This window comes from Archangium violaceum Cb vi76 (genome assembly GCF_000733295.1).
Lineage (GTDB): Bacteria > Myxococcota > Myxococcia > Myxococcales > Myxococcaceae > Archangium > Archangium violaceum.
Map to the genome: position 1 here is coordinate 28613 of NZ_JPMI01000277.1, position 23054 is coordinate 51666.

The 23054-nt window shown below is 67.7% G+C and carries 23 protein-coding genes and 1 pseudogene; 14 read left to right on the top strand and 10 right to left on the bottom strand.

Translation table 11 applies throughout. The annotated features are described in order from the left end of the window. The first annotated feature begins 50 nt into the window (after positions 1 to 50). From Q664_RS38235 to mdoH, 3 genes are read left to right on the top strand one after another with little or no spacing between them, the layout of a single operon-like run. The gene (locus Q664_RS38235) at positions 51 to 1547 is read left to right on the top strand and encodes an OpgD/OpgG family glucan biosynthesis protein (RefSeq protein WP_052519181.1); all 1497 of its coding nucleotides are present in this window, start codon (positions 51 to 53) and stop codon (positions 1545 to 1547) included. Beyond that, positions 1535 to 2017, top strand: a complete 483-nt coding sequence (locus tag Q664_RS38240; RefSeq protein ID WP_043407659.1) for a hypothetical protein — start codon at positions 1535 to 1537, stop codon at positions 2015 to 2017. The genes Q664_RS38235 and Q664_RS38240 overlap by 13 nt, the downstream gene beginning before the upstream one ends. 14 nt (positions 2018 to 2031) lie before the next feature. Next, complete coding sequence (mdoH, locus tag Q664_RS38245) at positions 2032 to 4029, top strand: glucans biosynthesis glucosyltransferase MdoH (RefSeq protein ID WP_043407662.1); 1998 nt, start codon at positions 2032 to 2034, stop codon at positions 4027 to 4029. Between the two features lie 67 nt (positions 4030 to 4096). Here mdoH and Q664_RS61650 read toward each other — a convergent pair whose 3' ends face one another. The 3 genes and pseudogenes from Q664_RS61650 to Q664_RS38255 all read right to left on the bottom strand — a co-directional run bounded on the left by Q664_RS61650 (position 4097) and on the right by Q664_RS38255 (position 5689). After that, positions 4097 to 4519, bottom strand: coding sequence for an alpha/beta hydrolase family protein (locus Q664_RS61650; protein WP_043407665.1), 423 nt, complete (start codon positions 4517 to 4519; stop codon positions 4097 to 4099). A gap of 226 nt (positions 4520 to 4745) precedes the next feature. Then, a pseudogene (locus Q664_RS63065) lies at positions 4746 to 5093 on the bottom strand (alpha/beta hydrolase); the annotation flags it as partial. A gap of 71 nt (positions 5094 to 5164) precedes the next feature. Then, entirely contained in the window at positions 5165 to 5689 is a 525-nt protein-coding gene (locus Q664_RS38255) for a DUF1801 domain-containing protein (protein WP_152622582.1), read from the bottom strand. A gap of 170 nt (positions 5690 to 5859) precedes the next feature. Between Q664_RS38255 and Q664_RS38260 the strand changes: the two genes are divergently transcribed. Continuing rightward, positions 5860 to 6570, top strand: coding sequence for a rhomboid family intramembrane serine protease (locus tag Q664_RS38260; protein ID WP_052519182.1), 711 nt, complete (start codon positions 5860 to 5862; stop codon positions 6568 to 6570). Between the two features lie 149 nt (positions 6571 to 6719). Here Q664_RS38260 and Q664_RS38265 read toward each other — a convergent pair whose 3' ends face one another. The 3 genes from Q664_RS38265 to Q664_RS38280 all read right to left on the bottom strand — a co-directional run bounded on the left by Q664_RS38265 (position 6720) and on the right by Q664_RS38280 (position 9293). Beyond that, entirely contained in the window at positions 6720 to 7631 is a 912-nt protein-coding gene (locus Q664_RS38265) for an RNA ligase family protein (RefSeq protein ID WP_235217042.1), read from the bottom strand. Positions 7632 to 7758: 127 nt separating this feature from the next. Next, positions 7759 to 8523, bottom strand: coding sequence for an iron chaperone (locus Q664_RS61655; RefSeq protein ID WP_235217043.1), 765 nt, complete (start codon positions 8521 to 8523; stop codon positions 7759 to 7761). Next, the gene (locus Q664_RS38280; protein WP_063934840.1) at positions 8520 to 9293 is read right to left on the bottom strand and encodes a dihydrofolate reductase family protein; all 774 of its coding nucleotides are present in this window, start codon (positions 9291 to 9293) and stop codon (positions 8520 to 8522) included. Before Q664_RS38280 ends, Q664_RS61655 begins: the two co-directional genes overlap by 4 nt. A 340-nt stretch (positions 9294 to 9633) precedes the next feature. Here Q664_RS38280 and Q664_RS38285 point away from each other — a divergent pair, with 340 nt between their 5' ends. After that, the gene (locus Q664_RS38285; RefSeq protein WP_043407671.1) at positions 9634 to 10149 is read left to right on the top strand and encodes a peptidylprolyl isomerase; all 516 of its coding nucleotides are present in this window, start codon (positions 9634 to 9636) and stop codon (positions 10147 to 10149) included. A 103-nt stretch (positions 10150 to 10252) separates the two neighbouring features. On the opposite strand, the gene Q664_RS38290 is transcribed toward Q664_RS38285, so the two are convergent. Further along, positions 10253 to 11707 (bottom strand): hypothetical protein, encoded by a 1455-nt coding sequence (locus Q664_RS38290; protein ID WP_043407674.1) that lies wholly within the window; start codon positions 11705 to 11707, stop codon positions 10253 to 10255. A gap of 223 nt (positions 11708 to 11930) precedes the next feature. Between Q664_RS38290 and Q664_RS38295 the strand changes: the two genes are divergently transcribed. Next, the gene (locus Q664_RS38295) at positions 11931 to 12596 is read left to right on the top strand and encodes a DUF4386 domain-containing protein (protein ID WP_043407677.1); all 666 of its coding nucleotides are present in this window, start codon (positions 11931 to 11933) and stop codon (positions 12594 to 12596) included. On the opposite strand, the gene Q664_RS38300 is transcribed toward Q664_RS38295, so the two are convergent. Next, entirely contained in the window at positions 12574 to 13179 is a 606-nt protein-coding gene (locus Q664_RS38300) for a Crp/Fnr family transcriptional regulator (protein WP_043407912.1), read from the bottom strand. The genes Q664_RS38295 and Q664_RS38300 overlap by 23 nt on opposite strands. A 183-nt stretch (positions 13180 to 13362) precedes the next feature. Here Q664_RS38300 and Q664_RS61660 point away from each other — a divergent pair, with 183 nt between their 5' ends. Both Q664_RS61660 and Q664_RS38305 read left to right on the top strand, forming a co-directional pair. Then, positions 13363 to 13854: a hypothetical protein gene (locus Q664_RS61660; protein WP_235217044.1), complete on the top strand. Its 492-nt coding sequence runs from the start codon at positions 13363 to 13365 to the stop codon at positions 13852 to 13854. A gap of 78 nt (positions 13855 to 13932) precedes the next feature. Next, positions 13933 to 14721: a hypothetical protein gene (locus Q664_RS38305; protein WP_043407680.1), complete on the top strand. Its 789-nt coding sequence runs from the start codon at positions 13933 to 13935 to the stop codon at positions 14719 to 14721. A gap of 10 nt (positions 14722 to 14731) precedes the next feature. Here Q664_RS38305 and ppk2 read toward each other — a convergent pair whose 3' ends face one another. Next, positions 14732 to 15532, bottom strand: coding sequence for a polyphosphate kinase 2 (ppk2, locus tag Q664_RS38310; protein WP_043407682.1), 801 nt, complete (start codon positions 15530 to 15532; stop codon positions 14732 to 14734). A gap of 7 nt (positions 15533 to 15539) precedes the next feature. Continuing rightward, a complete protein-coding gene (locus Q664_RS38315; protein ID WP_043407685.1) occupies positions 15540 to 15908 on the bottom strand; it encodes a thioredoxin family protein in 369 nt (122 codons plus the stop codon). Positions 15909 to 16181: 273 nt separating this feature from the next. On the opposite strand from Q664_RS38315, the gene Q664_RS38320 reads away from it, so the two are divergent. The 6 genes from Q664_RS38320 to Q664_RS38345 all read left to right on the top strand — a co-directional run bounded on the left by Q664_RS38320 (position 16182) and on the right by Q664_RS38345 (position 23054). Then, positions 16182 to 17996: a glycoside hydrolase family 15 protein gene (locus Q664_RS38320; protein WP_052519183.1), complete on the top strand. Its 1815-nt coding sequence runs from the start codon at positions 16182 to 16184 to the stop codon at positions 17994 to 17996. A gap of 87 nt (positions 17997 to 18083) precedes the next feature. Then, complete coding sequence (locus Q664_RS38325) at positions 18084 to 18395, top strand: DUF202 domain-containing protein (protein ID WP_152622583.1); 312 nt, start codon at positions 18084 to 18086, stop codon at positions 18393 to 18395. Between the two features lie 5 nt (positions 18396 to 18400). Next, on the top strand, positions 18401 to 19459 hold the full coding sequence (locus Q664_RS38330) for a 2-hydroxyacid dehydrogenase (RefSeq protein WP_063934841.1): 1059 nt from the start codon (positions 18401 to 18403) through the stop codon (positions 19457 to 19459). Positions 19460 to 19506: 47 nt separating this feature from the next. Then, positions 19507 to 20955, top strand: a complete 1449-nt coding sequence (gene pyk, locus Q664_RS38335) for a pyruvate kinase (protein WP_043407695.1) — start codon at positions 19507 to 19509, stop codon at positions 20953 to 20955. 19 nt (positions 20956 to 20974) lie between these two features. After that, positions 20975 to 22060 carry a zinc-dependent alcohol dehydrogenase family protein gene (locus Q664_RS38340; protein ID WP_200883824.1) on the top strand — a complete coding sequence of 362 codons (1086 nt, stop codon included), beginning with the start codon at positions 20975 to 20977 and terminating at the stop codon, positions 22058 to 22060. Between the two features lie 16 nt (positions 22061 to 22076). Continuing rightward, positions 22077 to 23054, top strand: a complete 978-nt coding sequence (locus tag Q664_RS38345) for a glucokinase (RefSeq protein ID WP_043407701.1) — start codon at positions 22077 to 22079, stop codon at positions 23052 to 23054.

Genomic DNA, 23054 nt, shown 5'->3' on the forward strand with positions numbered 1-23054 from the left:
GTGCCCGAACGCAACGCGTCACCGCCCGGAGGGAGTCGGAAGTGAAGTCGATGAAGTGGGCTGTACGAGGAGCACGTCTGGCCTGCGTGCTCGGTGCTCTGTGGTCCGTGGTGGCCGTGGCCGCACCCAAGCCCGCGTTCAGCGCCGAGCGGGTGCGGGAACGGGCCCGGGAGCTGGCCGGACGCCCCTACCAGGCCCCGGTGGCGGCCCTCCCTCCCGAGTACGCACGGCTCACGTACGACCAGTACCGCGACATCCGCTACCGCAACGAGCGCGCCCGGTGGCGCGACGCCGGCCTGCCCTTCCAGGCGCAGTTCTTCCACCCCGGCTTCCTCTACACCTCGCCCGTCACGGTGCACGAGGTGGTGGGCGGGCGCGTGGAGACGGTGCGGTTCTCACCGGACCTCTATGCTCATGGCGCGCTGGCGCCGGCCCCCGCGCGGATGGAGGGCTTCGCGGGCTTCCGGCTCACCCACCCGCTCAACCGGCCGGACCACTTCGACGAGGTGGTGTCGTTCCTCGGGGCCAGCTACTTCCGCTCCCTGGGCCGGGGCAACGTGTACGGACTGTCCGCGCGCGGGCTGGCCATCGACACGGCGCTCCCCGAGGGCGAGGAGTTCCCCTCGTTCCGCGAGTTCTGGCTGGAGAAGCCGGCGCCCGGCGCGGACCGCATCGTGGTGCATGCGCTGCTCGACAGCCCGAGCGTCACCGGCGCGTACCGCTTCGTCATCATCCCCGGCGAGCGCACGGTGATGGAGGTGGAGGCGTCTCTCCACGCGCGCAAGGCGGTGAAGCGGCTCGGAGTGGCACCGCTCACCAGCATGTACCTCTTCGGGGAGAACGACCGTGGCACCCCGGACGACTTCCGGCCCGAGGTGCATGACTCGGACGGGCTCTTCCTGTGGACGAAGGGCGGCGAGCGGTTGTGGCGCCCACTGCGCAACCCCGGCCAGCTGAGCGTCTCCAGCTTCCAGGTGGACGGCCCGCGCACCTTCGGCCTGCTGCAACGCGATCAAGCCTTCACCAGCTACGAGGACCTCGAGGCGCGCTACGACAAGCGCCCCGGTGTCTGGGTGGAGCCGGTGGGCGATTGGGGCCGGGGCGTGGTGCAGTTGGTGGAGCTCCCCACCCCGGAGGAGGTGCACGACAACATCGTGGCCTACTGGGTGCCCGAGGCGCCCTTCAAGCCCGGCACCGAGCTGCGCCTGGGCTGGCGGCTGCACTGGGGGAGCACGCCGCCCGAGCCCTCCACGGTGGCCCACACCACCGCCACGCGCGAGGCTGCGGGCAGTACGCCCGGGGCCCGGCGCTTCATCCTCGAGTTCTCGCGCGGCGGTACCGAGGGCTCGGGCCCGGTGGAGGCGGTCGTCACCACCTCGACGGGCCAGGTGCTCCGCCCCACCGCACAGCACAACGACGTCACCGGCGGCTGGAGGGTCACCTTCGAGCTGCTACCCGGGACAGGCGCCCCCGCAGAGCTGCGCTGCTTCCTCCGACGTGGATCCGAAACCCTCACCGAGACCTGGAGTTACCTATGGACCCCGTGATGACGCCGACCTTCTTCCCCTCCTCCGCGGACGCGCGCGAGGCGCTCGATGCCTTCTTCGAGTCCTTCGGCTTCACCACGGACGCGGACCTCTCCCGGTTGTCGGCGTGGGTGCTCGGCACGCGGGGCCAGGAGGCGCGAGACGCGGTGGAGCTCGCCCGGGCCCGGATGGAGGACTGGCTGTCCGGAGTGCTCGGCGCGGGCCTCGCGAGGGGTGGCGCGCTGCTGTCCCGCGGCCGTGCGGCCTTCGTGCTGTGCGAGGCGGCGCGCTGGGGCGCGGACGTCCTCACCCTGGGCCCAGGCGAGGTGCCGCCGGAGCTCACGCGGGCCCTGCGCGCCGCGGTACCCGTCCCCGCGCCGAGGGAGCTGCCCACGGTGATGCCAGAGCAGCAGTTGGTGCTGTGGCCCCTGGGTGAGCTCTTCCGCCGCTGGTGGCGGGCGGGAGAGCCGGACGTCTCCATCTCTCGCTGAGCCTCGGGAGCACCATGCACGCGCATTCGTTCTCGCCCGACACCACCGGGCTTCGGCGGGGGTGTGTCCTCGGCCTGGCCGCGAGCTCCACCCTGCTCGGAACGTGGGAGATGTACTGGCTGCTGAGCGACTGGGGACTCACCGCTCCCGAGGTGGTGATGCTGGGACTCTTCGCCCTGTGCTTCGCCTGGATCTCCCTGTCCTTCTGGACGGCGGTGGCGGGCTTCCTCGAGCTCGCGCTCGGAGGGCGGGTGCCGGGCCTCCGGTGGCCGGACGCGAAGGAGGAAGCCGCTCCGCTGAACGGCCGCACCGCGGTGGTGATGCCCATCCACAACGAGGATCCGGCGTCGGTCTTCGCCAACGTGCAGGCCACCTACGAGTCCCTGGCGGCCACGGGGCGGCTGGACTGCTTCGACTTCTACGTGCTGAGCGATTCCACGCGCGCGGAGGCCTGGGTGGCCGAGGAGCTGGCGTGGGCGGACCTGTGCCAGCGGGTGGGCGGACAGGGGCGCATCTTCTACCGGCGGCGCTCGGACAACACGGGGAAGAAGGCGGGCAACCTCGCCGACTTCTGCGAGCGCTGGGGCCGGCGCTACGACTTCATGGTGGTGCTGGACGCCGACAGCATCATGGCGGGCGAGACGCTGGTGAAGATGGCGCGGCTGATGGAGCTCAATCCGCGCGCGGGCATCCTCCAGGCGCCGCCGCGGTGCGTGGGGAAGACCACGCTCTTCGCGCGGCTGCAACAGTTCGCCGGGCGGGTGTACGGGCCGGTGGTGGCGGCGGGCGCGGCGGCGTGGCAGCTCGGCGAGTCCAACTACTGGGGCCACAACGCCATCCTGCGCGTGTCCGCCTTCACCGAGCACTGCGGACTTCCGGTGCTGCCGGGGCAGCAGCCCTTCGGCGGCCACATCCTCAGCCATGACTTCGTGGAGGCGGCGCTGATGCGGCGCGCGGGCTACACGGTGTGGCTGGTGCCGGAGCTGGACGGCAGCTACGAGCAGTCCCCGCCCCACCTGCTGGCGTACGCGCAGCGGGATCGGCGCTGGTGCCAGGGCAACCTCCAGCACCTGCGGCTGGTGCTCGCGGGCGGGCTGCACCCGGTGAGCCGGGCCCACTTCCTCATGGGGGTGATGTCCTACGTGGCCTCACCGCTGTGGCTGCTCTTCCTGCTGGCGGGACTGGGGGCGGCGCTGCACGGCCGCGTCGTGGACCTGGAGTCCTCCATGCTCGACAGCGAGGGCGCGCTGTGGCTGATGGGTGTGTCCATGGCCATGCTGCTGCTGCCCAAGGTGTTCGGCCTGGTGCTGGCGCTGGCGCGGCGGGAAGAGGCGGAGCGCATGGGCGGCCGGGTGCGGCTGGTGCTGAGCGCGCTGGCGGAGATCGGGATGTCCACGCTGCTCGCCCCGGTGATGATGCTCTTCCAGTCGCACTTCGTTTTCGGGACGCTGCTCGGCTACCGGGTGTCCTGGACGAGCCAGCAGCGCGATGATGAGGAATTGCCGTGGGCGGAGGCGGCGCGGCGCCACGCGGTGCACACGCTGGCGGGCGTGGTGCTGACGGCGGTGGTGCTCGTGTCGTCCCCGGGACTGCTCGCGTGGCTGTCGCCCGTGGTGGTGGGGCTGTTGCTGTCCATTCCGTTGTCGGTGTGGACGGCGCGCGCTTCGCTGGGCACGTGGGCGCGGCGGCACGGCCTGTTCCTCATCCCCGAGGAGTCGGATGCTCCACCGGTGCTGACCCGGGCGCTCGAGCTCGCGCAACGGCCACTGGCGCCGGTGGAGGACGGACTGGAGCGGGTGCTGACGGATCCACGCGCCCATGCCCTGCACCTGGCGCTGCTGGAGTCGCTCCCGGGCTCGGGGGCGATGCCGCTCGTGCTCGCCTCGGCACGCCGCAAGCTGTTGGAGGGAACGCCCGAGCCTCTCTCCACGCAGGAAAAGACGGCGGCGCTGCTGGACGCGGAGACGCTCACGCAAGCGCGGAGCCGGTACGCCGTCCGCTTCGGTACCTGACGGGGCTGCTACTACCGGGCGAGCGCAACGGTGGGCCTGTGCGAGCCGTGGGAGGGCGCGGCTCGCTTCAGGGCTTCGCGGGGGCCGGTGCCAGCGTGCGGGTGAAGAAGCGCACCGCGTCCCCGGTCCACTCGCGGTGGAGCTTCTCGCGGTCCACGCCGGGCGGGTCCACGCAGATGTCCCGCGCCTCCTGCTTCGCCTCGGGCATGCAGGGCGCGAGGAAGACGTAGTGCCCCGCGCGCGGGACGAGCGTGTACTCGGGTGCCGCGGGCAGCGAGGCGCGCACGTGGCCCGCGTGGTCCGCCACCGGGAGCACCTCGTCCTTCGCGGCGGCGTACAGGCGCACGGGCACCTTCACGTTCTTCAGGCCGGCCTTGTCGAAGAAGACGCCCACCGGCGCCATGGTGAAGATGGCGCGGATGCGCGGCTCCGCGGTGTCCTTCAGGTCCGGACGCGTGACGCGCACCTTCGGCAGCAGCCCGCAGAGCACCGCCTGCCTCTTCGTCCGGCACCGCGCCCGCCAGCAGCAGCGTGGTGTAGCCGCCGGCGGAGAAGCCCAGGGCCCCCACGCGGCCCACGTCCACGGAGGAGCCCACCGTCGGGTCCGCCAGCACGCCGTCGAGCAGGGCCTTCACCTGGAGCGCCCGCCCGAGCCACACCGCGTCCGTGCCGGCCAGCGGCCCCTGGGCGTCCTTGAAGCTGGCGCCCGGGTGGTCGAGCGACGCGACGACGAAGCCCTCGCGCGCGAGCGCCGTGGCGACGTCATGGTGTCCCCAGCGGCTGCCACCATGCCCGTGGGAGATGAGCACCAGCGGGTAGCGGCCGGGGACGGGCTCCAGCTCCTTGCCCGCGTCGGCGCGCCACGCCCCCACGGGGAGCGGCTCCGCGGGCTGGGCGGCGGGGTAGAAGACGAGGCCCGCCATGGGACCTCCATTGACGGGGTCCTTGAGTGCCAGCTCGCGGAAGCCCACGCCCGCGGCCTGCGCGGCGGCGGTGGTGCTCAGGAAGAAGGTGAGGAGGGCGAGGGCTCGGGAGAGAATTCCTGGGGTGCGCATGACGGACATCACGTGCCAGCAGCACCTCCATTGCAGGTGCCTGCTGCGCTATTTCTCCGCGGGCGGCTTCCCCCTCTCCCTCAGGAGTGGTGCGCCACCGCGGCCTTCACCCAGCGCAGGATGCTCGCCTCGTCGATGTCCGCGGCGCTGCGCACCTTGAGGTGGCGCATGGTCTTCCCGGAGCCCTCGAGCTTTCCTTCCGGGTCGTCGAGCTTCTCCGGGGGCGCCATGATGCTGAGGGCGGCGTAGGTCGTCGAGGCGTAGAGCGCACAGAACCCGCCCTTCAGCTCGAAGTAGGGCATGCCCCACTTCATGGACTCGCGGGCGCCGGGGGCGGCCTTCTTCACCAGGGCACGCAGGGCCTCGAGGTACTCGCGCAGCTCCGGGGGCTGCTGCGCGAAGAAGGCGTCCGCCGGGGCTCCGAGGTCCTCGCGGCGCAGGTATTGGCGGGCAGGAGTCTTCTTGGCGGCCGCGCCCTTCGCCGGGGTCTTCGCGGGCGTCTTCCTCGCGGGCGTCTTCCTCGCGGCGCTCTTCCTGGCGGGGGGATTCTTCGTGGGTGTTTTCTTCCTGGGTGTCTTCTTCGCCATCGCCTTGCGTGCTGCCATCAGAGCCTCCGAGGCCCCGGACCGCCGGGGCGGGCGGGGAGGCTACCCCGCTTCACCACCGAGGTGTTCACGTCCTGGCTCCCCAGGGGCCAGCTCGGGTTGCGCAACCTCCGCGAGGTGACCACCCTCTCAGAGCGACACCGTCGTCCGCCACGAGCCCCGAGCCCTGGATGAACCCCGAAGACCTGCCTCAAGGCCCGTACAAGGCGGAACCCGAGCCAGCCGCTCCTCCCCCGGTGCGCCAGCCGTGGCCTCCGGTGTGCGCGGCCGTCCTCGGGGGCTCGGTGGCCCTCTTCGTCCTGGACCTCCTGCTCGCCCGGTCCGGAGCCAACCCGGGGGCGCTCGGGCCCGTCTTCCAGCGGATTGCCCTCTTCGGGCCGCTCGTCCAGAACGGGGAGTACTGGCGGGTGCTGAGCTGCGTCTTCTCGCACGGAGGCCCCCTCCACCTGGCCTTCAACATGTGGGTGGGCTACTCCATCGGCTTCCCCTTGGAGCGGGCCATCGGCAGCGGGCGCTTCCTGGTGCTCTCCCTCATGGCCGCGCTCGGCTCCTCGGCCTTCGCCCTCTTCTTCAACTTCGACGTGCCCACCGTGGGGGCATCGGGGATGATCCTGGGCTGGGCGGGGGCCATGGTCGTCATCGCCACGCGCGAGTTCCGCAAGAGCCTCTTCGTCTGGCTGGCCCAGGTGGCGGTGCTCAGCCTGCTGCCCGGGGTGAGCTGGGCCGGACACCTCGGAGGCTTCCTCTTCGGCGTGCCCGTGGGCTTCGCCCTGCTCTCCGGTCACCGCGCCTTCGCTCGCGCCGCCCCCCTGCTGCTCGCCGTCGCCACGGTGGCGGTCTACCTCACGGCCCACCCGGAGCGTTTCAGCGGTCCAGGCTGAGCGCGTTGAAGCCGGGTCGAGAGGAGTCTCCCCGCATCCGCTGCTCGTGTTCGATTGAGCACGAAGGAAGGCGACTGGCCGTCGCGCGTCGCCTGGAACCGCGGCTCCCTGGCGCGGTGAGCCGCTGAGGGTGGGTGGCGCGGCTCACGTCAGCGGGACGGGCTCGAAGTGGACAGGCCGAGCGCAGTCAGGACGAGCGGCATGGCAAGCTCGCGGATACGGGTGGACAGCTCCTCGTCCGCGGTGGTGTCGAGCGAGCGGCACGCCAGCGGGAAGGCCAGCTCCAGGTCGACGCGCACATCCAGCACCAGCTCGTCGAGCACCTGGCCCGCGTCACTCCGCCCCACCTTCGACACCGCGCTGGCGAGACGCGCCGGGTTGACCAGGCGTTCGGCCCACCCCACCAGCGCGTCGAGAGACAGCGGCTGGTGGGGATTCCAGGCCTCGCTCTCGTCGAAGCGACCCTCGTTGAACTCGTCGATCTTCCGCTTGAAGGAGACTCGCTGGCCTGGGGCCGCGCGTTGATCGACCTTGATGACGAGGCCCTCGGCCACGTTGTTCTCGATGAGCGGAAGTCCCAGCAGCGCGGGGATACGGGTCGGCGCACGCGTGGGCACTGCCCCCATCTCGGAGCGAGTCCCCCGCCGCACCACGGGCGGCGTCAGCAGACCCGCCTCGCGGGCCACCGCCTCCACTTCGTGGTGGGCCAGCAGCACGCCCTCGTCCTCCTCCGAGTGCGCCACCAGGATGTCGAACGGGGACCACCGCAAGTCCGGCGCATACCAGATGCCCGTCTGCACCGGAGACATCCCCGGCATCGCGGGCACGTCCGGATGCGGGTAGTGGCCGCCGAAAAGCTCGCCGTAGATGTACACGGCATCCCCTTCAGCCCCCACCGAGCGGGCGATGGTCCGAGCCGCGGCGCCAAGCTGGGCACGCAGCAGTTGCCACCCGAAGAAGGGCTCCTCCTCCGTCAGCCAGGCCTTGCGCTTGCCGAAGTGGACCTGCCCCGCGCCCACCGCCACCACGAGCTGGGCACCATGGAGCTTCTCCAGGGCCACCCAGGACCCTCCGGGTGCGGGCTGCGCCCTGGGCTCACCCGAAGCTGGCATCTTGGCGTACGGACGGAAGCGCATGACCATGGCCGTAAGAGGACGCCGGGCCTGGAGGGGAGCTGACACCTCCGCCCTACTTCGCTGCTTCGGCGCGCCGCTTCTGGAGGAAGGCGACCACCCGCTCGATGAGCGCGTACGGAATGGGCGCGTTCAGCGGGAACTTGAGCGTGTCCTTCGCGTCGCGGTACGGCGCGAGCTCCTTCTCGATGGGATCGTCCGAGCGGTAGACCGGGTAGAGCCCGATGTGGTGTTTCCAGGCCGCGAAGTACACCGCGTTCCGCTCGTCGAGCATGAGCGCGGGCATCCCATAGCTGATCTTCTCGTCGGCCCTGGGGAGCACCTTGCGGATCGTCTTGCGCACCTTCTGGAGGATGGCCTGGACGTCCTCGGGAGCCGCGGCGATGTACGCGTCGATGCTGGAGGGCTTGTCTGCCTTGGCGCCCTTCTTGGCCGGTGGGGACTTCGGGACGGCCTTCGCGCGGGGCGTCTCGCCACTGCCCGGCCGGAAGCGCATGACACTCCACACGGAGTCGAGCGCGACCTGGCGCACGCCCTCGATGCCCTGGCGCTCCAGGTGCTTCCACAGAATGTCCCGGTTGAGGTCCGTGTCCAGCTGTCCCGCCTTGGGGTAGGCCGCCCACGCGATGCGGTCCTGCTTCGCGGCCTCGACAAGGGGCGCGCACTTGCTGTCCACCTCGGCGAGCGTCTTGACGAAGACGAGGACACCTTCCTTGGCCGAGGTCGTGGTCGTGACGTCGTCGAGGTCCACGTCCCTGGGCTTGCCGAGGACACGGAGCTTCATACCGTCCTTGAGGTTCAACTTCTTCGCGAGGCTCATGGAGTCACCTTCTCGGGCGTCCCCGAGGCGGTGTCAACGGCCGGACTTCCGTTCTCCCTGGCCGACCCGGCTCGCTCCCCGCCGGAAGTGAGCGTCTTCCGCCGGGCAAGCTCCGCTTCGGTCGGCGTCTCCAACGCGAATGACCCGCTCTTCACCTCCCCGGCGCGTTCGTACGTCGCGATGACGACGCCAGTGGGTGCGGCCGCGGACCTGGTGAGCTTCAGGGCACCGGGCGCGATGTCGGTCCCGAACAGCCGTTTCCCTCGACCCAGCAGCACCGGGTAGATGAGGAGACGCAGCTCATCGACGAGCTGATGGGCGAGCAACGTCTGGAGCAACTCGCTGCTGCCCTGAACGAGCAACACCGGACCCTCCTGCTTCTTGAGCGCGCGCACCGCGTCCGCGACGTCCTTGCCGAGCCACTGCGTGTTCTTCCAGGTGAGCGTCTCGGGAGCGTGGGTGGCCACGTACTTGGTCGCGCGGTTGAACGTCTCCGCGACCTGGGCGTTCACCGCGTCGAAGGTGCTCTTCGTGGGATCGGTCTCGATGTGGGGCCAATGCGCCGCGAAGATGTCATAGGTGCGCCGGCCGAGAAGGAGGTCGAAGGGCTGTGAAAAGCCTTCGCCGAGCGACGCACCAATGGCGTCATCCCAATACGGCACCGTCCAGCCGCCGAACTTGAAGCCACCGCTCGGATCCTCCTCCGGACCACCCGGCGCCTGCATCACGCCATCGAGACTGACGAAAGCTCCGGCCACGACTCTCCGCATGAATTGCTCCTTGTTTTGCCTCATGGACGGCCCCCGGCCGCCAAAATCATCGGTCGGCCGTTCGAAATCGCCTCGGACGCGTTCGCCCCTCAGGGGCCTGCATTTTTACAGCTCGGACGGGATACACCGGACGGTCGTGCGCGAGACACCCAGGACGTCCGCGGCGGCCAGGAACAAGCCTCGTAGTGAGCATTCCAGCCCCCGATCGATGGCCCGGCGCGCCATGGCGCTGGGTAACGAGCGCGCGGGTGGTCTACAAACTGGAACAGTCGCGGACCTGGACTACATGCTCCGCGCGGACATCGCTTCCCCACCCGTTCCATAAAAGGAAGGAAAGAACATGGCGAACATCAAGGACCCCGAGAACACCCTCGTGATGGAGACGACCAAGGGCAAGGTCGTCATCGAGCTGCGCCCCGACCTCGCGCCCAACCACTGCGCCCGCATCAAGGAGCTGGCGCGGGAGGGGGCCTATGACGGCGTCGTCTTCCACCGCGTGATCGACGGCTTCATGGCCCAGACCGGTGACGTCAAGTTCGGCAAGACCTCCGGCCCCGACTTCAACCCGAGCCGCGCCGGCATGGGCGGCTCCAGCAAGCCGGACCTGAAGTCCGAGTTCAACAACGCCAAGCACACCCGCGGGGCGTGCTCGATGGCGCGGGCGCAGGATCCCCACTCCGCCAACTCGCAGTTCTTCATCGTCTTCGACAACGCGACCTTCCTGGACAAGCAGTACACGCTCTGGGGCCAGGTCATCGAGGGCATGGAGAACGTGGACAAGATCAAGCGCGGCGAGCCGGTGCGGGACCCGGACAAGATCGTCTCGATGAAGGTCGCGGCGGACATCGCGGGCTGATGGGTGTCCAGCGGGAGGCGGTCCTCGGGGCCGCCCTCCGCTCCCCCCTGCCCTTGCTGGACACCATGACGACCTGGCGCAGTGGAACCTGCGAAACGAACGCTCAGTCCTTCCAGGCGTCGAGCAGCTTGAGCAGGGTCTCCGCCAGCCGGGTGTTCTGGTAGATCTCCCTCATGATCCGGATGGGCGACGAGTAGAGCGAGTCGCTGGCGAAGATCGCGGACCAATCCAGGGCATCTGGATTGATATCCGCGCCATCGACCTTCACACCGGCGTCTCGCATCACCTTCAAGAACTCCCAGGCCATGAGTCCATGACCGATCGCGCCCGGGTGGACTCCGTCGAGACCGATCAACCCGCCCTGACGGAGCCGGCCGGTCTCGTCCGCGTGGTAATACTTGGAATCGACCTTGGGGTAGATGAATTCGAAGCCGCTCGGATATTGATACGGCGGCTGGGCGTCGTTCCTCTTCCAGGCGATGTCGTGAAACGCCTTGCAGAGATCGACGATGAAGAATCTCGGCTTCCCCGCTCGCGCGTTCGCGGCCTTGACCAGGCTCTTGATGGTGTCGTTGTACCGGTGGATGCACCGATCGATGTGCAACGCATCCTGGAGGGACAGCTGGTACTTCGAGGTGTGGGCGAACTCCTCCTCGAAGGGGAAGTACGTGTAGTACTTGTAATAGATGGAGCCGTCGATCTCGTAGGTCTCGCCCACTCCCTTGGCCAGGGGGGCGATGGTCACCTCCGGCACCGTCCCCACGAAGACGCGCCAGTCCTGCGCCTTGTTGGTGGCCATGATCCGAGTGACCTCGTTCATGAGGTGTTCGTACTCCGGGGCGAAGTCTTCGGGGTGCCAGAGGTTCCAGCCGAAAGAGTCACGCTCGAAATAGCCGAGCCGGTAGGGGCGATTCCTGGGATCGTTCGGGGTCTGCTGGATGCGGAGCTGAATCACCGTGGCCAGTGCGTTGTTCGCGCCCAGCCAGAGCAGCAGGTTCTCCACGCCCTCGGCCCGGGCATGATGTTCCAGCCAGCCGAGCTGGCTGATGCCATCGAGCGCCGGATCCAGCTGCGGATTCAGCACCTTGAGCGCGGTCCGGTAGTACGAGGCATTCGGTACGCCCAGGAACTCATCCCGGCGGCCCTTGGCGGCCCGGATGGCCTGCTTGCAGACGGCGGGCGTCACCTGCCAGGCATCGGCGACGGTGGCCCCCCAGAACGCCGCGTTGTGCCAGAAACGGTCCCCGCCGGGATAGGGCGTGTTCTCGCGGCCCTCGCCTCTTTCGTAGAAGGTCTCCGATTCGTCGAGCACATCGTTGATGGTCTGGAGAACCGTCAGCCACTCGAAGCTGCGGATGTTGCCTCCATAGCGCGCCTCCAACCGGCGCATGACCCGCTCGAGATCCACGGGCAGACCGCCGTGCGGCCAGACTGGGTAGCGATAGGGGTCGGCCTGAAGCACCTGGGCGATCAACGTCGAGTAGCACTGATCCGTCCGGGCGCTCGACAGGGAGCGGAACCCCTGCGCGAGACTGTCTCCCATCGTGAAGAGCTTCATTCCCCCCTCCTCGCGTATCGCTCCACGTTTGGAGCAGCCCACGAGCATGCCCGAGTTGGCTCGCGAGGGGAGCCGGGCCTGAAGTGCAAGAGGCTGTTCAGCAGGTTGCTCTTCGCGGGTGGGGAGCGCGACCCGCATTTATTGATCCTCGTCAATGCGGGCGAGGGCGCCCCTGCCCTACTGTCGAGGCCACACCGTCGCTGAACGCTCTAGAACCCTCGAAATGAACACCACTCGCCTTCACTCCCGCTCCCTGGGGATTCTCTTCCTCCTGCCGTTCTTCGCCTACGGCATCGGCACCGCGCTCGTCACCTCCGTCCTGAAGGAGCCGGTGCACCTGGCCGCGGTGGTCGGTCAGAGGACTCCATTCGTCGGGGGCGCGCTGCTGCTCCTGTTGAACTCCATCACCGTCGTCGGGATTGGCGTGCTGTTCTTTCCGATACTCCGTGAGCGGAGCCCGAGCATCGCCGTCGCGTACGTCTGCACGCGGGTGATGGAGGCGTTGCTCCTCCTCGTCGGGGTGGTGTTCCTTCTGTCCATCCTTCCACTCGGAGAATCCGCACAAGGGCAGACGACGCCGGATCTGGTCACCCTGGTCAAACTCCTCTCGAAGGGGAACTTCTGGGCGTACCAGCTCGCGATGATCATCCTGGGGGCCGGAAGCGTGCCGTTCTGCCTGTCGCTGTACCGGTCCCGGCTGCTGCCCTCGTTCCTCCCGCTGGTGGGCGCGGTGGGCTACGGGCTTCTGGCGCTGGGGTCCGTGGTCGAGCTCTTCGGGCTGCCGTGGGGCGTCCTCTTCTCCGGGCCCGGAGGCCTGTTCGAGCTGTTCCTCGGCGGCTGGCTCATCGCCAAGGGGTTCCGGACGGTCACGCCTTCCGTCGCGGCGTAGCCGGCTTGCCGCGCGTGGCGATGCGCTTCCGGATCCGGCTCAGCGACTCGGGCTTCACGCCGATGTAGCTGGCCAGCTGGTACTGGGGAATCCGCTGGAAGATCTCCGGCCGCGTCTTCGAGAGTTTGAGGTAGCGCTGCTCCGGGCTATCGGTGAGATAGGAGGCGAGCCGCTCCTGCTGTTCCGCCAGGACCTTCTGCATCGCCATCCGGGAGATGCTTTCGAAGCGCGGGAAGCGTCGATACAGGTCCTGCTCGCGTTGCGCGTTGCCTACCACCACCGTGGTGTCCTCCGCGCAGACCAGGAAGTGATCCGCCGGGGTCTGGTTCATCAGGCTGTGAATCGAGAGGACCCAGTCGTCCTCGGTGAAGAAGCCGTTGCTCCGCTCTTCACCGTCGACGACGTAGTACTGGCGGACGCAGCCCTGGAGGACGAAGTAGGCCTCGGTGCAGACCTGGCCCGCCATGAGCAGGTGCGTGCCCTTCGGACAGGACTTCACCACCATGCTGTCCAGGATGGCCTGGGCTTCCTCGTCCGACAGAGGTGCGATGCGGCGGAAGTAGTCGACGAGCTTCTGTTTCATGAGCGTGTTCTGGTGGGCGGGCGCAGGGGCCCCAGGGTACACGCCTCCTGGACCAGATGCTGCATGACTCTCCATCCGGGGGCGGGAGCCGCGCTGGAACTCCAGCATGCGCTTGACTCTGCCCCAGGGGCAGACCTCCACCCTCCGCGCATGTCACCCAGACACAGATCGCGGAGGACCCTCATGGTTGTAGCACTCGGAGCACTCGCCCTGCTGGTGGACGCGACGGTGGGCACGTGGTGGTGGATGGGGCGCGCGCTCTTCGAGCCGGGCACCGTGGAGCAAGCGTTGGCGGAGCGGGGCGAGACACTGGAGGTGCCACCCGGACAGCGAGCCGACGCCTCGAGCTGGCAGGTGGCCCCGGGTGTGCAGCTGCACCACGTGGCCGTGGGCCAGGGGCGAGACCTCGTCGTCGTGCACGGCGGCCCGGGCCTGCCCCCGGCAGCTCCGTGGCGCGCGGCCGTCCTCGCCAGCCGCGGGACCTGCAGACGTTCCTACGGGTGGGCGCGCCGCCCGCTTCCTCGTGGCACACCGAGCTCGCGCTGGCCTGGGAGTAGATCCTTCCAACAACCGCAGCACCTGGGCGCCGTCTCCAGGCCAACGGGGGTCTCATCCTGGAGGACCCATTACGACCCCGATCCCGCTCACTACCTTGCTCGCACACAAGACGAATAGACGCCCTCGTTGCGGCCTCTGCCTCGGAATCCTCGAAGGCGCGGATGCGGGGGCTCTACCTTCGGCAAGGAGCCAACGATGAAGCGCTTCAAGGCGATGGTCTCTCTTTTCGCGATGACCATGACCGGGTGTTACGCCACCTACTACGACCCCTACTATTACGACTACGCCTATTACGACCCATACTGGTACGGCTACGACGCGTACTACGCCTACAGTTGGGTCGATCCCTATGGCGTCTACTACTTCTCCGCGCCGGTCACGGCTCAGGTCGATGTGAACGCGGCCGCGACGGCGATCGCCGACCGGGCCAACACGTACTACACCCCTGCCGGGTGCGCGGGGGCGGTGGCCTCGGGCTCCACGGTGACCTACAACTTCAACAACTGCTCTGGCGCCTTCGGGCTGAACTCGGTCTCCGGGACCGTGCGGCTCGAGCTCTCGGAGACCAACGGCCAGCTCGTCCTCAAGGCCTCCTCCACGGACCTGACCGCGGGTGGACGCCCCTATATCCTCGATCTGGACGCGGTCGCCACGCGCTCGGGCACCCAGCGAGTGGTGACGATGACGTCACGCAGCCGCTCTCCAGACACGGCTGACTCCCGGAATGAGCAGATCACCATGAACTGGGAGCAAGGGAGCGGATGCGTGACCATGAATGGCCAGGGCGGTAGCACCCGCGACGATTTGACCACCACCGCGACCGTCTCCAACTTCCAGCGCTGCGAGAACCAGTGCCCCTCCGCGGGCAAGGTGACGGTGGAGAGCAAGGACGGCGCCTTCACCACGGAGTTCAACGGCTCCTCGACCGCCACCGTCACCGGGCCCGACGGAGACACGAAGCGCTACGAGCTCAACTGCCCGTGATGGGTGGACGTCAGTACCTCTCGGGTATGTGATTCTTCCCCTCGAGTGAAGCGCCATCGTCATAGGCCTCACGCATGGAACGGCGGGGCAGCTTGACCTTCTGGCGCTTCACTTTCTTGTGGGGAATCTTGTCCAGCAGGAAGCGGATGCAGTTGAGCCGCGCCCTTTTCTTGTCGTCGGACCGCAAGATGAACCAGGGCGCATACGGCGTGTCCGTCGCGGCGAACATCATGTCACGCGCACGGGAGTAGTCGTACCAGCGCGTCCAGGACTCGATGTCCATCGGGCTCAGCTTCCACTGCCGGAGGGGGTCCGCGATCCGTGCTTCGAATCGCCTCTGCTGCTCCTCCATGCCCACCTCGAGCCAGATCTTCAGCAGGAGTATTCCACTCTCGACCATGTACTTCTCGAAGACGGGGCAGCCTTTCAAGAAGCGCTTGTGCTCCTCGGGAGTGCAGAAGCCCATCACGAGCTCGACTCCCGCCCGGTTGTACCAACTGCGGTCGAAGATCACGATCTCGCCCGCGGCGGGGAAATGGGGCACGTACCGCTGGAGGAACATCTGGCTCTTCTCCCGGTCCGAGGGCGCCGGGAGGGCCACCACGCGAAATACCCGGGGACTCACCCGCTCCGTGATGGCGCGAATCGTGCCGCCCTTGCCCGCGGCGTCCCTTCCTTCGAACACCACGACGACACGCAACCCCTTCTGCTTGACCCAATCCTGAAGCAGGCAGAGCTGGGCCTGGAGCTTGCGAAGCTCTTTTTCATAGGCCTTTCGCTTCAGGGGTTCCGGGTGAGTGATTGTCGTCATGGCTTTATCATTGCTGAGACCGAAGCTCCACGACCCGCTGGCGGACCTCGTTCATGTCCAGTGCGCGCACCTGGCGGATGAGTTCCTCGAGTTCCGCCGCCGACAGCTCTCCCGCCCGCTCGAAGAGCATGAGGCCGTCGCGGAGGGCCATCACCGTGGGAAGGGAGCGGACCGCGAACGCGTCGGCCAGCTCTGGCTCCTTTTCGATGTCGATCGTCCCGAAGCGGATGTCTGGATGCTGCTCGCTGGCCTGCTCGAAGACGGGGTCGAAGGAGCGACACGGGCCACACCAGACGGCCCACCAATGAAGGATGACGATTCCCTCCTTCGACACGATGTCCTTGAAGTCGTCCTTGCCAATTTCGATGGTCGCCATGGCTTTCACCTTGTGTCGACGCCCAGGAGAGCGCCAGTGCGGCCTCGAAGGCAGGTGAGACTGCCCTGCGGGAAGGCTGCCAGACGATTGGCGCGCCACCCGGAGTCTCTCAGTCTGCTGCCTGCCTGGCCCAAAGGGGTGAGGCGGCGTCAGGGCAAGCCCCTGGTGCAAGTTGACGCCCAGGTGGGAGCGGCCCACTTTTTTCCAGGTGAAGCAGACCAGGCTCTGGAGGGCGAGGATATGTCTACGATAGAGACGACGCAAGGCGGGGAAATGCATCGGACCGGATGGGGAAGCGATATCCGGCCAGAGCCTGCCGCCCTCATCGAAGATCATGCGCTCATCGGAGATCTGTATACGGCCGCGCTCATTGCTCGAGATGGGTCCGTCAACTTTCTCTGCCTGCCGGACTTCGACTCAGATGCGTGCTTCGTGTCGCTGCTGGGAACACCCGACAACGGGCGGTGGAAGATTGCTCCGAAGGTGGCCGTACGCGACGTGCGGCGACGCTACCGCGGCAAGACCCTCATCCTGGAAACGGAGTTCGTGACGGACGAGGGCGTGGTACGGCTCGTGGACTTCATGCCCCTGCGGAAGGGAGTCCCCCACCTGGTGCGGTGGGTGGAGGGGGTCCGGGGCAAGGTGACGATGCGCTCGGAGCTGCGCCCTCGATTCGCCAATGGCTACACCGTTCCCCTGGTGAGCAGGCGGGACGGGAGCTTCGCCGCCGTGGCCGGTCCGGACGCGGTCTATCTGCGCGGCGGCACCGGCGAAGCGCCACCCCCGTTCGACTCGGAGTTCACCGTTCAGGCAGGCCAGCGGATTCCCTTCGTGCTCTCCTGGGCACGGCCCTACGAGGGCATCCCGGAGCCGCTCGACCCGGAGGCGGCCTTGCGCGAGACGGAGTCCTATTGGGAGGAGTGGTCCGCGCGGATCCGCCCGCCCAGGGAACATGAGGACGTGGTCATCCGCTCGCTGCTCACCCTCAAGGCATGCACCTTCCACTCCACGGGGGCGATCGTCGCCGCTCCTACGTTCGGGCTTCCGGAGACCCCGGGCGGAGAGCGCAACTGGGACTACCGGTTCTGCTGGATCCGTGACGCGGCCTTGACCTTGAACGCGTTCATGCGAGCCGGCCTCAAGGAGGAGGCGAAGGCGTTCGGCGATTGGTTGGTGAACGCCATCGGAGGCGCGCAGGGCCAGATGCAGATCATGTACGGCATCCGGGGCGAGCGGCGCCTCACCGAGGTCGAGCTGGGCTGGCTGCGAGGCTATGAAGGAGCTCGGCCCGTGCGGATCGGGAACGGTGCCTATTCACAATTCCAGCTCGATGTCCTGGGCGAGTTCGCCTGGGTCCTCTACCTCTACGCGCAGCTGCTGGGCACGTTGCCCGAACGCGGCCAGAAGGTCCTCAAGGCCATCGCGACCCAGGCTTCCAAGGTTTGGATGGAACCAGACCATGGCATCTGGGAGATGCGGGGGCCAAAGCATTCATTCACCGCGTCCAAGGTGGCGGCGTGGATCGCCATCGATCGGTGGGTGCGTGCGATCGATGAGTACGGCTTGAAGGAAGACAAAGCGCCCTGGGTGGAGCTGCGGCAGACCATCTTCGATGAGGTGTGTAGCAAGGGTTACGACGCCAAACGCAACACGTTCACGCAATACTACGGCTCCGAGGGAGTGGACGCGAGCCTGCTCGTCATCCCGCTCTCCGGGTTCCTCCCGGCGGATGATCCCCGTGTCGCTGGAACGGTGCGGGCCATCGAGGAGGAATTGATGCCGGAGGGGCTGGTGCTGCGCTACCGGACGGAGGAGAGTGTCGACGGTCTCGTCGGAGAGGAGGGGGCCTTCCTCGCCTGCTCCTTCTGGCTGGTGAATACCTACTACCTCATGGGGCGGAACGAGGACGCGCGGCGTCTCTTCGACAAGCTGTCGGGACTCTGCAACGACGTGGGGCTGCTCGCGGAAGAGTACCTGCCCGGGGCGCGCCGGCAGATCGGCAACTTCCCTCAGGCCTTCAGCCACCTGGCGCTCGTGAACAGCGCCTACCATCTCGAAGACGAGCGCAAACCCACGATGTATGCGTAGGCCCGAAAATCGAGCGGGTCTCGCATGAACACCTCCTCTCCGCCTTCGAGTGACAAGCCCTCCCGGTTCACGCTCGAAAACACACACATGGCGGCGACGCGGACCCTGCTCTCGATGGTGAGGACAGGCGCGGCAATCTCGGGTGGCGGCGCGCTCGTCACCGAACTGCTCATCAAGGGGTGGCCCCGCTGGGTGGTGCTCACCCTCTCTTCCGCCTTCGTCTTCCTGGGTTACGCACTGATGTGGTCCGCATTGAAGAAGGGCCGGAAGATGAGGGTGCAGCTCGAGCGCGAGCAGACCGGGGAGGGATTTCTCCTCCCGCTCGGAGAAGTCACGGCCTGGACGGTGGCCCTGCAGATCCTGATCGCGCTCGTGCTGGTGCTCTATCTCATCGGTTAGGAGGCATGAATATGCTCACCGCCGTCTATGACACAAAGCCTTACGACCAGACACACCTGCTCGCGGCGGCTCCTCGGGACATCCTCCAGTGGCAGTTCTGGGATTTCCGGCTCAGCGCCGAGACCGCGCGGACCGCGAGCGGGGCACAGGCCGTCTGCGTCTTCGTGAACGACGCGGTGGATCGGCCGTGCCTGCGAACGCTCGGCGAGCTGGGCGTGAAGCTGCTCGCCCTTCGTTGTACGGGGCATAACAACGTGGATCTCCACGCCGCACGGGAGGCGGGCATCACCGTCACTCGCGTGCCCGTGTACTCCCCCTACGCCGTGGCCGAGCACGCGGTGGCCCTGCTGCTGACGCTCAATCGGAAGATCCACCGCGCATTCAACCGTGTCCGCGAGCAGAACTTCTCGCTGAACGGCCTGGTGGGCACCGACCTGCACGGCAAGACCGCCGGGATATTCGGCACCGGCAAGATCGGCCGCATCACCGCCCAGATCCTGCGCGGCTTCGGCATGCGCATCCTGGCCTTCGACGCGTACCCCGCGGAGGAGTGGGCGCGGCAGATGGGTGTGGAGTACGTCGACGCCAGAACCCTCGCGCGCGAGAGTGATGTCATCTCCCTCCACATTCCACTGACGCCCGAGACGCGGCACATCATCCGCGGTGAGACCCTGGCGCTGATGAAGCCGGGGGTCATCCTGATCAACGTGAGCCGTGGCGGACTGGTCGATACCACCGCGCTGATCGCCGCATTGAAGGAAGACAAGCTGGGCGGCGTGGCGCTGGACGTCTACGAGGAGGAGGAAGGCATCTTCTTCGAGGACCTGTCCGGCGAGGTGCTCCAGGACGATACGCTGGCGCGGCTCCTGACGTTCCCCAAGGTCCTGGCCACCGCCCACCAGGCGTTCCTGACCCAGGAGGCACTGAACGACATCGCCCGGACGACGGTGGCGAACCTCGAGGCGCTGGCCGAGGGCCGTCCCTTCGTCGACGGTTCCGTGCTGACCGAGGGCGCTCCCCTCTTCTCCAGCTCCGCGCTGTCCGAAGGTCCCACCATCCAGTAGCGGAACCGAGTCTCGGGAAACCCTGTTCGATTCGATACGGAGGCTCCATGTCACTGCCTGACCAGAAGACCAAGATCGTCGCGACGATCGGGCCGGCTTCCGACAAGCCCGAGGTGCTCGAGCGGATGATCGCCGCCGGGTTGAACATCGCACGGCTGAACTTCTCACACGGCGAGTTCACGACACACGCCGCGACGATTGCCCGCCTCCGGGCGGCGGAGAAGGCCGTGGGGCGCCCGGTCACCATCATGGCGGACCTGCCCGGGCCCAAGATGCGGCTCGGCAAGATCGATCCGGAGCCGATCAATCTCCTGGCGAACGACCGCTTCACCCTGACCACGGAGCAGATCACCGGCAACGCGAGACGCGTCTCGATGAGCTTCGAGGCGCTGCCGAAGGTGGTCAAACCCGGTGACCGCCTGTTCCTGAACGATGGACTGGTCCAGCTCGTCGTCGAGCGCGTGAAGGGCAACGATGTGGAGTGCGTGGTGGCGGTGGGCGGCGAGCTCCGTTCCCGCAAGGGGCTGAACCTTCCGGGAATCCGCCTGGGAATCAGCGCCTTCACCGATCGGGATCGCGCCTGCCTCAACTTCGCCCTGGAGCACGGGGTGGACGCCGTCAGCCAATCCTTCGTGGAGACGGCGGCGGACATCGGGGTCGTGCGCGAGGCGGCCGCCGCGCGGGGGAAGCAGCCCTTCATCATCGCGAAGATCGAGCGCGCCGGCGCCCTCAAGCACATCGAGGAGATCCTGGACGCCGCTGACGGAATCATGGTGGCGCGCGGAGACCTGGGCGTCGAGGTGCCGATCCAGGAGGTTACCTTGATCCAGAAGCGGTTGATCTCCCTGGCGAACCTCGCGGGCAAGCCGGTCATCACCGCCACGCAGATGCTCGAGTCCATGGTGTCCAGCCGCCTCCCGACGCGCGCGGAGGCCACGGATGTGGCCAATGCGATCCTCGACGGCACCGACTGCGTCATGCTGTCCGCCGAGTCGGCCATGGGCCTCTATCCGGTGGAGGCCGTCGCGATGCTCGCGAGCATCGCGACCGCGACCGAGGCGAAGCGCCCGGCCAGCCGGCTCGTCCACCTCTCCCCCGAGTACAAGGCGACGACGGCGGCGGAGGCCATTGCGTCGGTCGTGGAAGACGCGCTGGAGACCGCCCCATGCGCGGCGGTGGTGGTGCCGACGCAGAGTGGGACGACCGCCCGGATGATCTCCCGGTTCAAGCCAGCGGTGTGGGTGGTCGCGGCGAGCAGCGACCCGGAGGTCTGCCGTGGCCTGGCATTCTCGTATGGAGTGCTGGCCATCCTGCAGCCGGACGAGCCGGCGGACTGGCGAAGGTTTTCGGTGGACTGGGTCCGCCGGCAGCAAGTCCCAGGACCCCTGGTCATGCTCGTCTCGGGTCCCTCGAAGAGCGACCCGCGGGCGAACTACCGCCTCGAGTTCATCAACACCGGCGAGCGGGACTCCGCTCCGGGGCTGGAAGCTCCGTGACGATGGGGAGGCACGAGCGATGGCACAAGCAGCCGCCAGGCAACGAGAAGAGGTGATGCGGGGCGTGATCCTGCCCGGCAACAGGACGGTGGAGTTCAAGGAGTTCCCCGTCCCCCAGCCGCAGCACGGCCAGGTGCTGGTCAAGATCATGGCCTCGGCCATCTGCGGAAGCGACATCCGCGCCATCTATCGGGCTCACATCGGAGAAGGGGCCGAGCGTTACATCCCCGGGATGATCGCGGGACACGAGCCGTGCGGGCAGATCGCCGCGGTGGGACCGGGTTGTCAGGCGCTGAAGGTCGGCGATCGCGTGTCCGTCTACCATATCAGCGGCTGTGGGGTCTGCGACGACTGCCGCCACGGCTATCAAATCAGTTGCACCAGCCCGGTGCGGGCGGCGTATGGCTGGCAAAGGCATGGAGGCCATGCGCCGTGGATGCTGGCGGACGAGCGCGACTGCATCCCGCTGCCCGCGAGTCTGTCATACGTTGACGGCGCCATGTGCGCTTGCGGTGTCGGTACCGCATGGGAGTCCCTGACGCGCATTGGCGTCAACGGTGGGGACGCCCTGCTGGTGACGGGCCTGGGGCCGGTTGGCATGGGCGTCGCGATGCTGGGAAAGGCATTGGGCGCCAACAAGGTCATCGGAACGGAGATGTCGGCGGTGCGGCGAAAGCTGGCCCTGGACCTTGGCCTGGTCGACGAGGCCCTGGAAGTGGATGACAGAACGCTGGCCCGGATCAAGGACCTCACACGCGGCCGGGGTTGCGAGGCCAGCATCGATTGCTCGGGGACGGCGGGGGGGCGGCTGCTGGCCCTGCAAGCCACCCGGCAGTGGGGACGATGCGCGTTCGTCGGTGAAGGCGGCAAGATCGAGTTCGATGTCTCGCCCTTGCTGATTCATCCGCAGATCACGTTGTTCGGCTCCTGGGTGACCTCGCTCAAGCACATGAGCGATCTCCTGGATCGCCTCGACCGATGGGGGCTGCATCCGGAGAAGATCTGCACCACCCGCTTGCCGCTGAGCGAGGCGGCACGTGGCTACAAGATGGCCGACCAGGGCGAGGCCGCCAAGGTGTGCTTCGTTTTCGACGGCGGAGTCTGAGAGGGAGTCACGCCGCATGCTGGTACTTGCCGGAGATGTAGGCGGAACGAAGACCGCGCTTGCCTTGGCGCAAGGTGGGGTCATCATCGAGCGGCGCGTCTATCCGAGCGCCGCGTACGCGAGCCTCGAGGCATTGGTGAGCGATTTCGTGGGCCAGCGGGGCAAGGAGATCTCGCGAGCATGCTTTGGCATCGCCGGCCCGGTGAGCGAGGACAGCTGCCGGACCACCAACCTGCGCTGGGTCGTCGAGGCGAGGAGCCTCGAGCGCACCCTCGGGATACCGCGCGTCACCCTGGTCAATGATTTCCATGCCCTGGCCATTGGGATCACCGTTCTGCCCGCATCCGCGCTCGCCGTCCTGAACGACTCACCGTCGGATCCCAAGGGGCCGTGGGCGTTGATCGGCGCCGGGACCGGACTCGGAGAGGCGATCGTCGTCCACACGGGGAACGGCTACGAGGTGCTCGCCTCCGAAGGCGGCCACGCGGACTTCGCGCCGCGAAACGAGTTGGAGATCGAGCTGTTGAGGTTCCTGTTGAAGAGCCACGCGCGCGTCTCCTATGAGCGGGTCGTCTGCGGGCGCGGGCTGGTGGCGCTCTACGAGTTCATGCGGGGCCGCGCTCCCGGGGCCGAGTCCCCCGTGGTGCGCGAGGAGATTGCCGGCGCGTCCGGCGACGCCGCCCCGATCATCTCCCGCCACGGGCTCGCCGGCGACGATCCGCTCTGCGCTCAGGCGCTCTCGCTGTTCGTCTCCATCTACGGCGCGGAAGCGGGGAATCTCGCGCTCAAGGTCGTGGCCCGCGGAGGGGTCTTCATCGCGGGAGGCATCGCCCCGAAGATCCTGCCCAAGCTCCTCGACGGGACCTTCCGTTCCTCTTTTGTCGCCAAGGGCCGGCTCAGCCCCCTGCTCGAGGCGACACCGGTGAAGGTCGTGCTCAACAGCGACGCCGGACTGCTCGGCGCGGCAGCGCTGGCGGCCCGCCTTGCCCTCTAG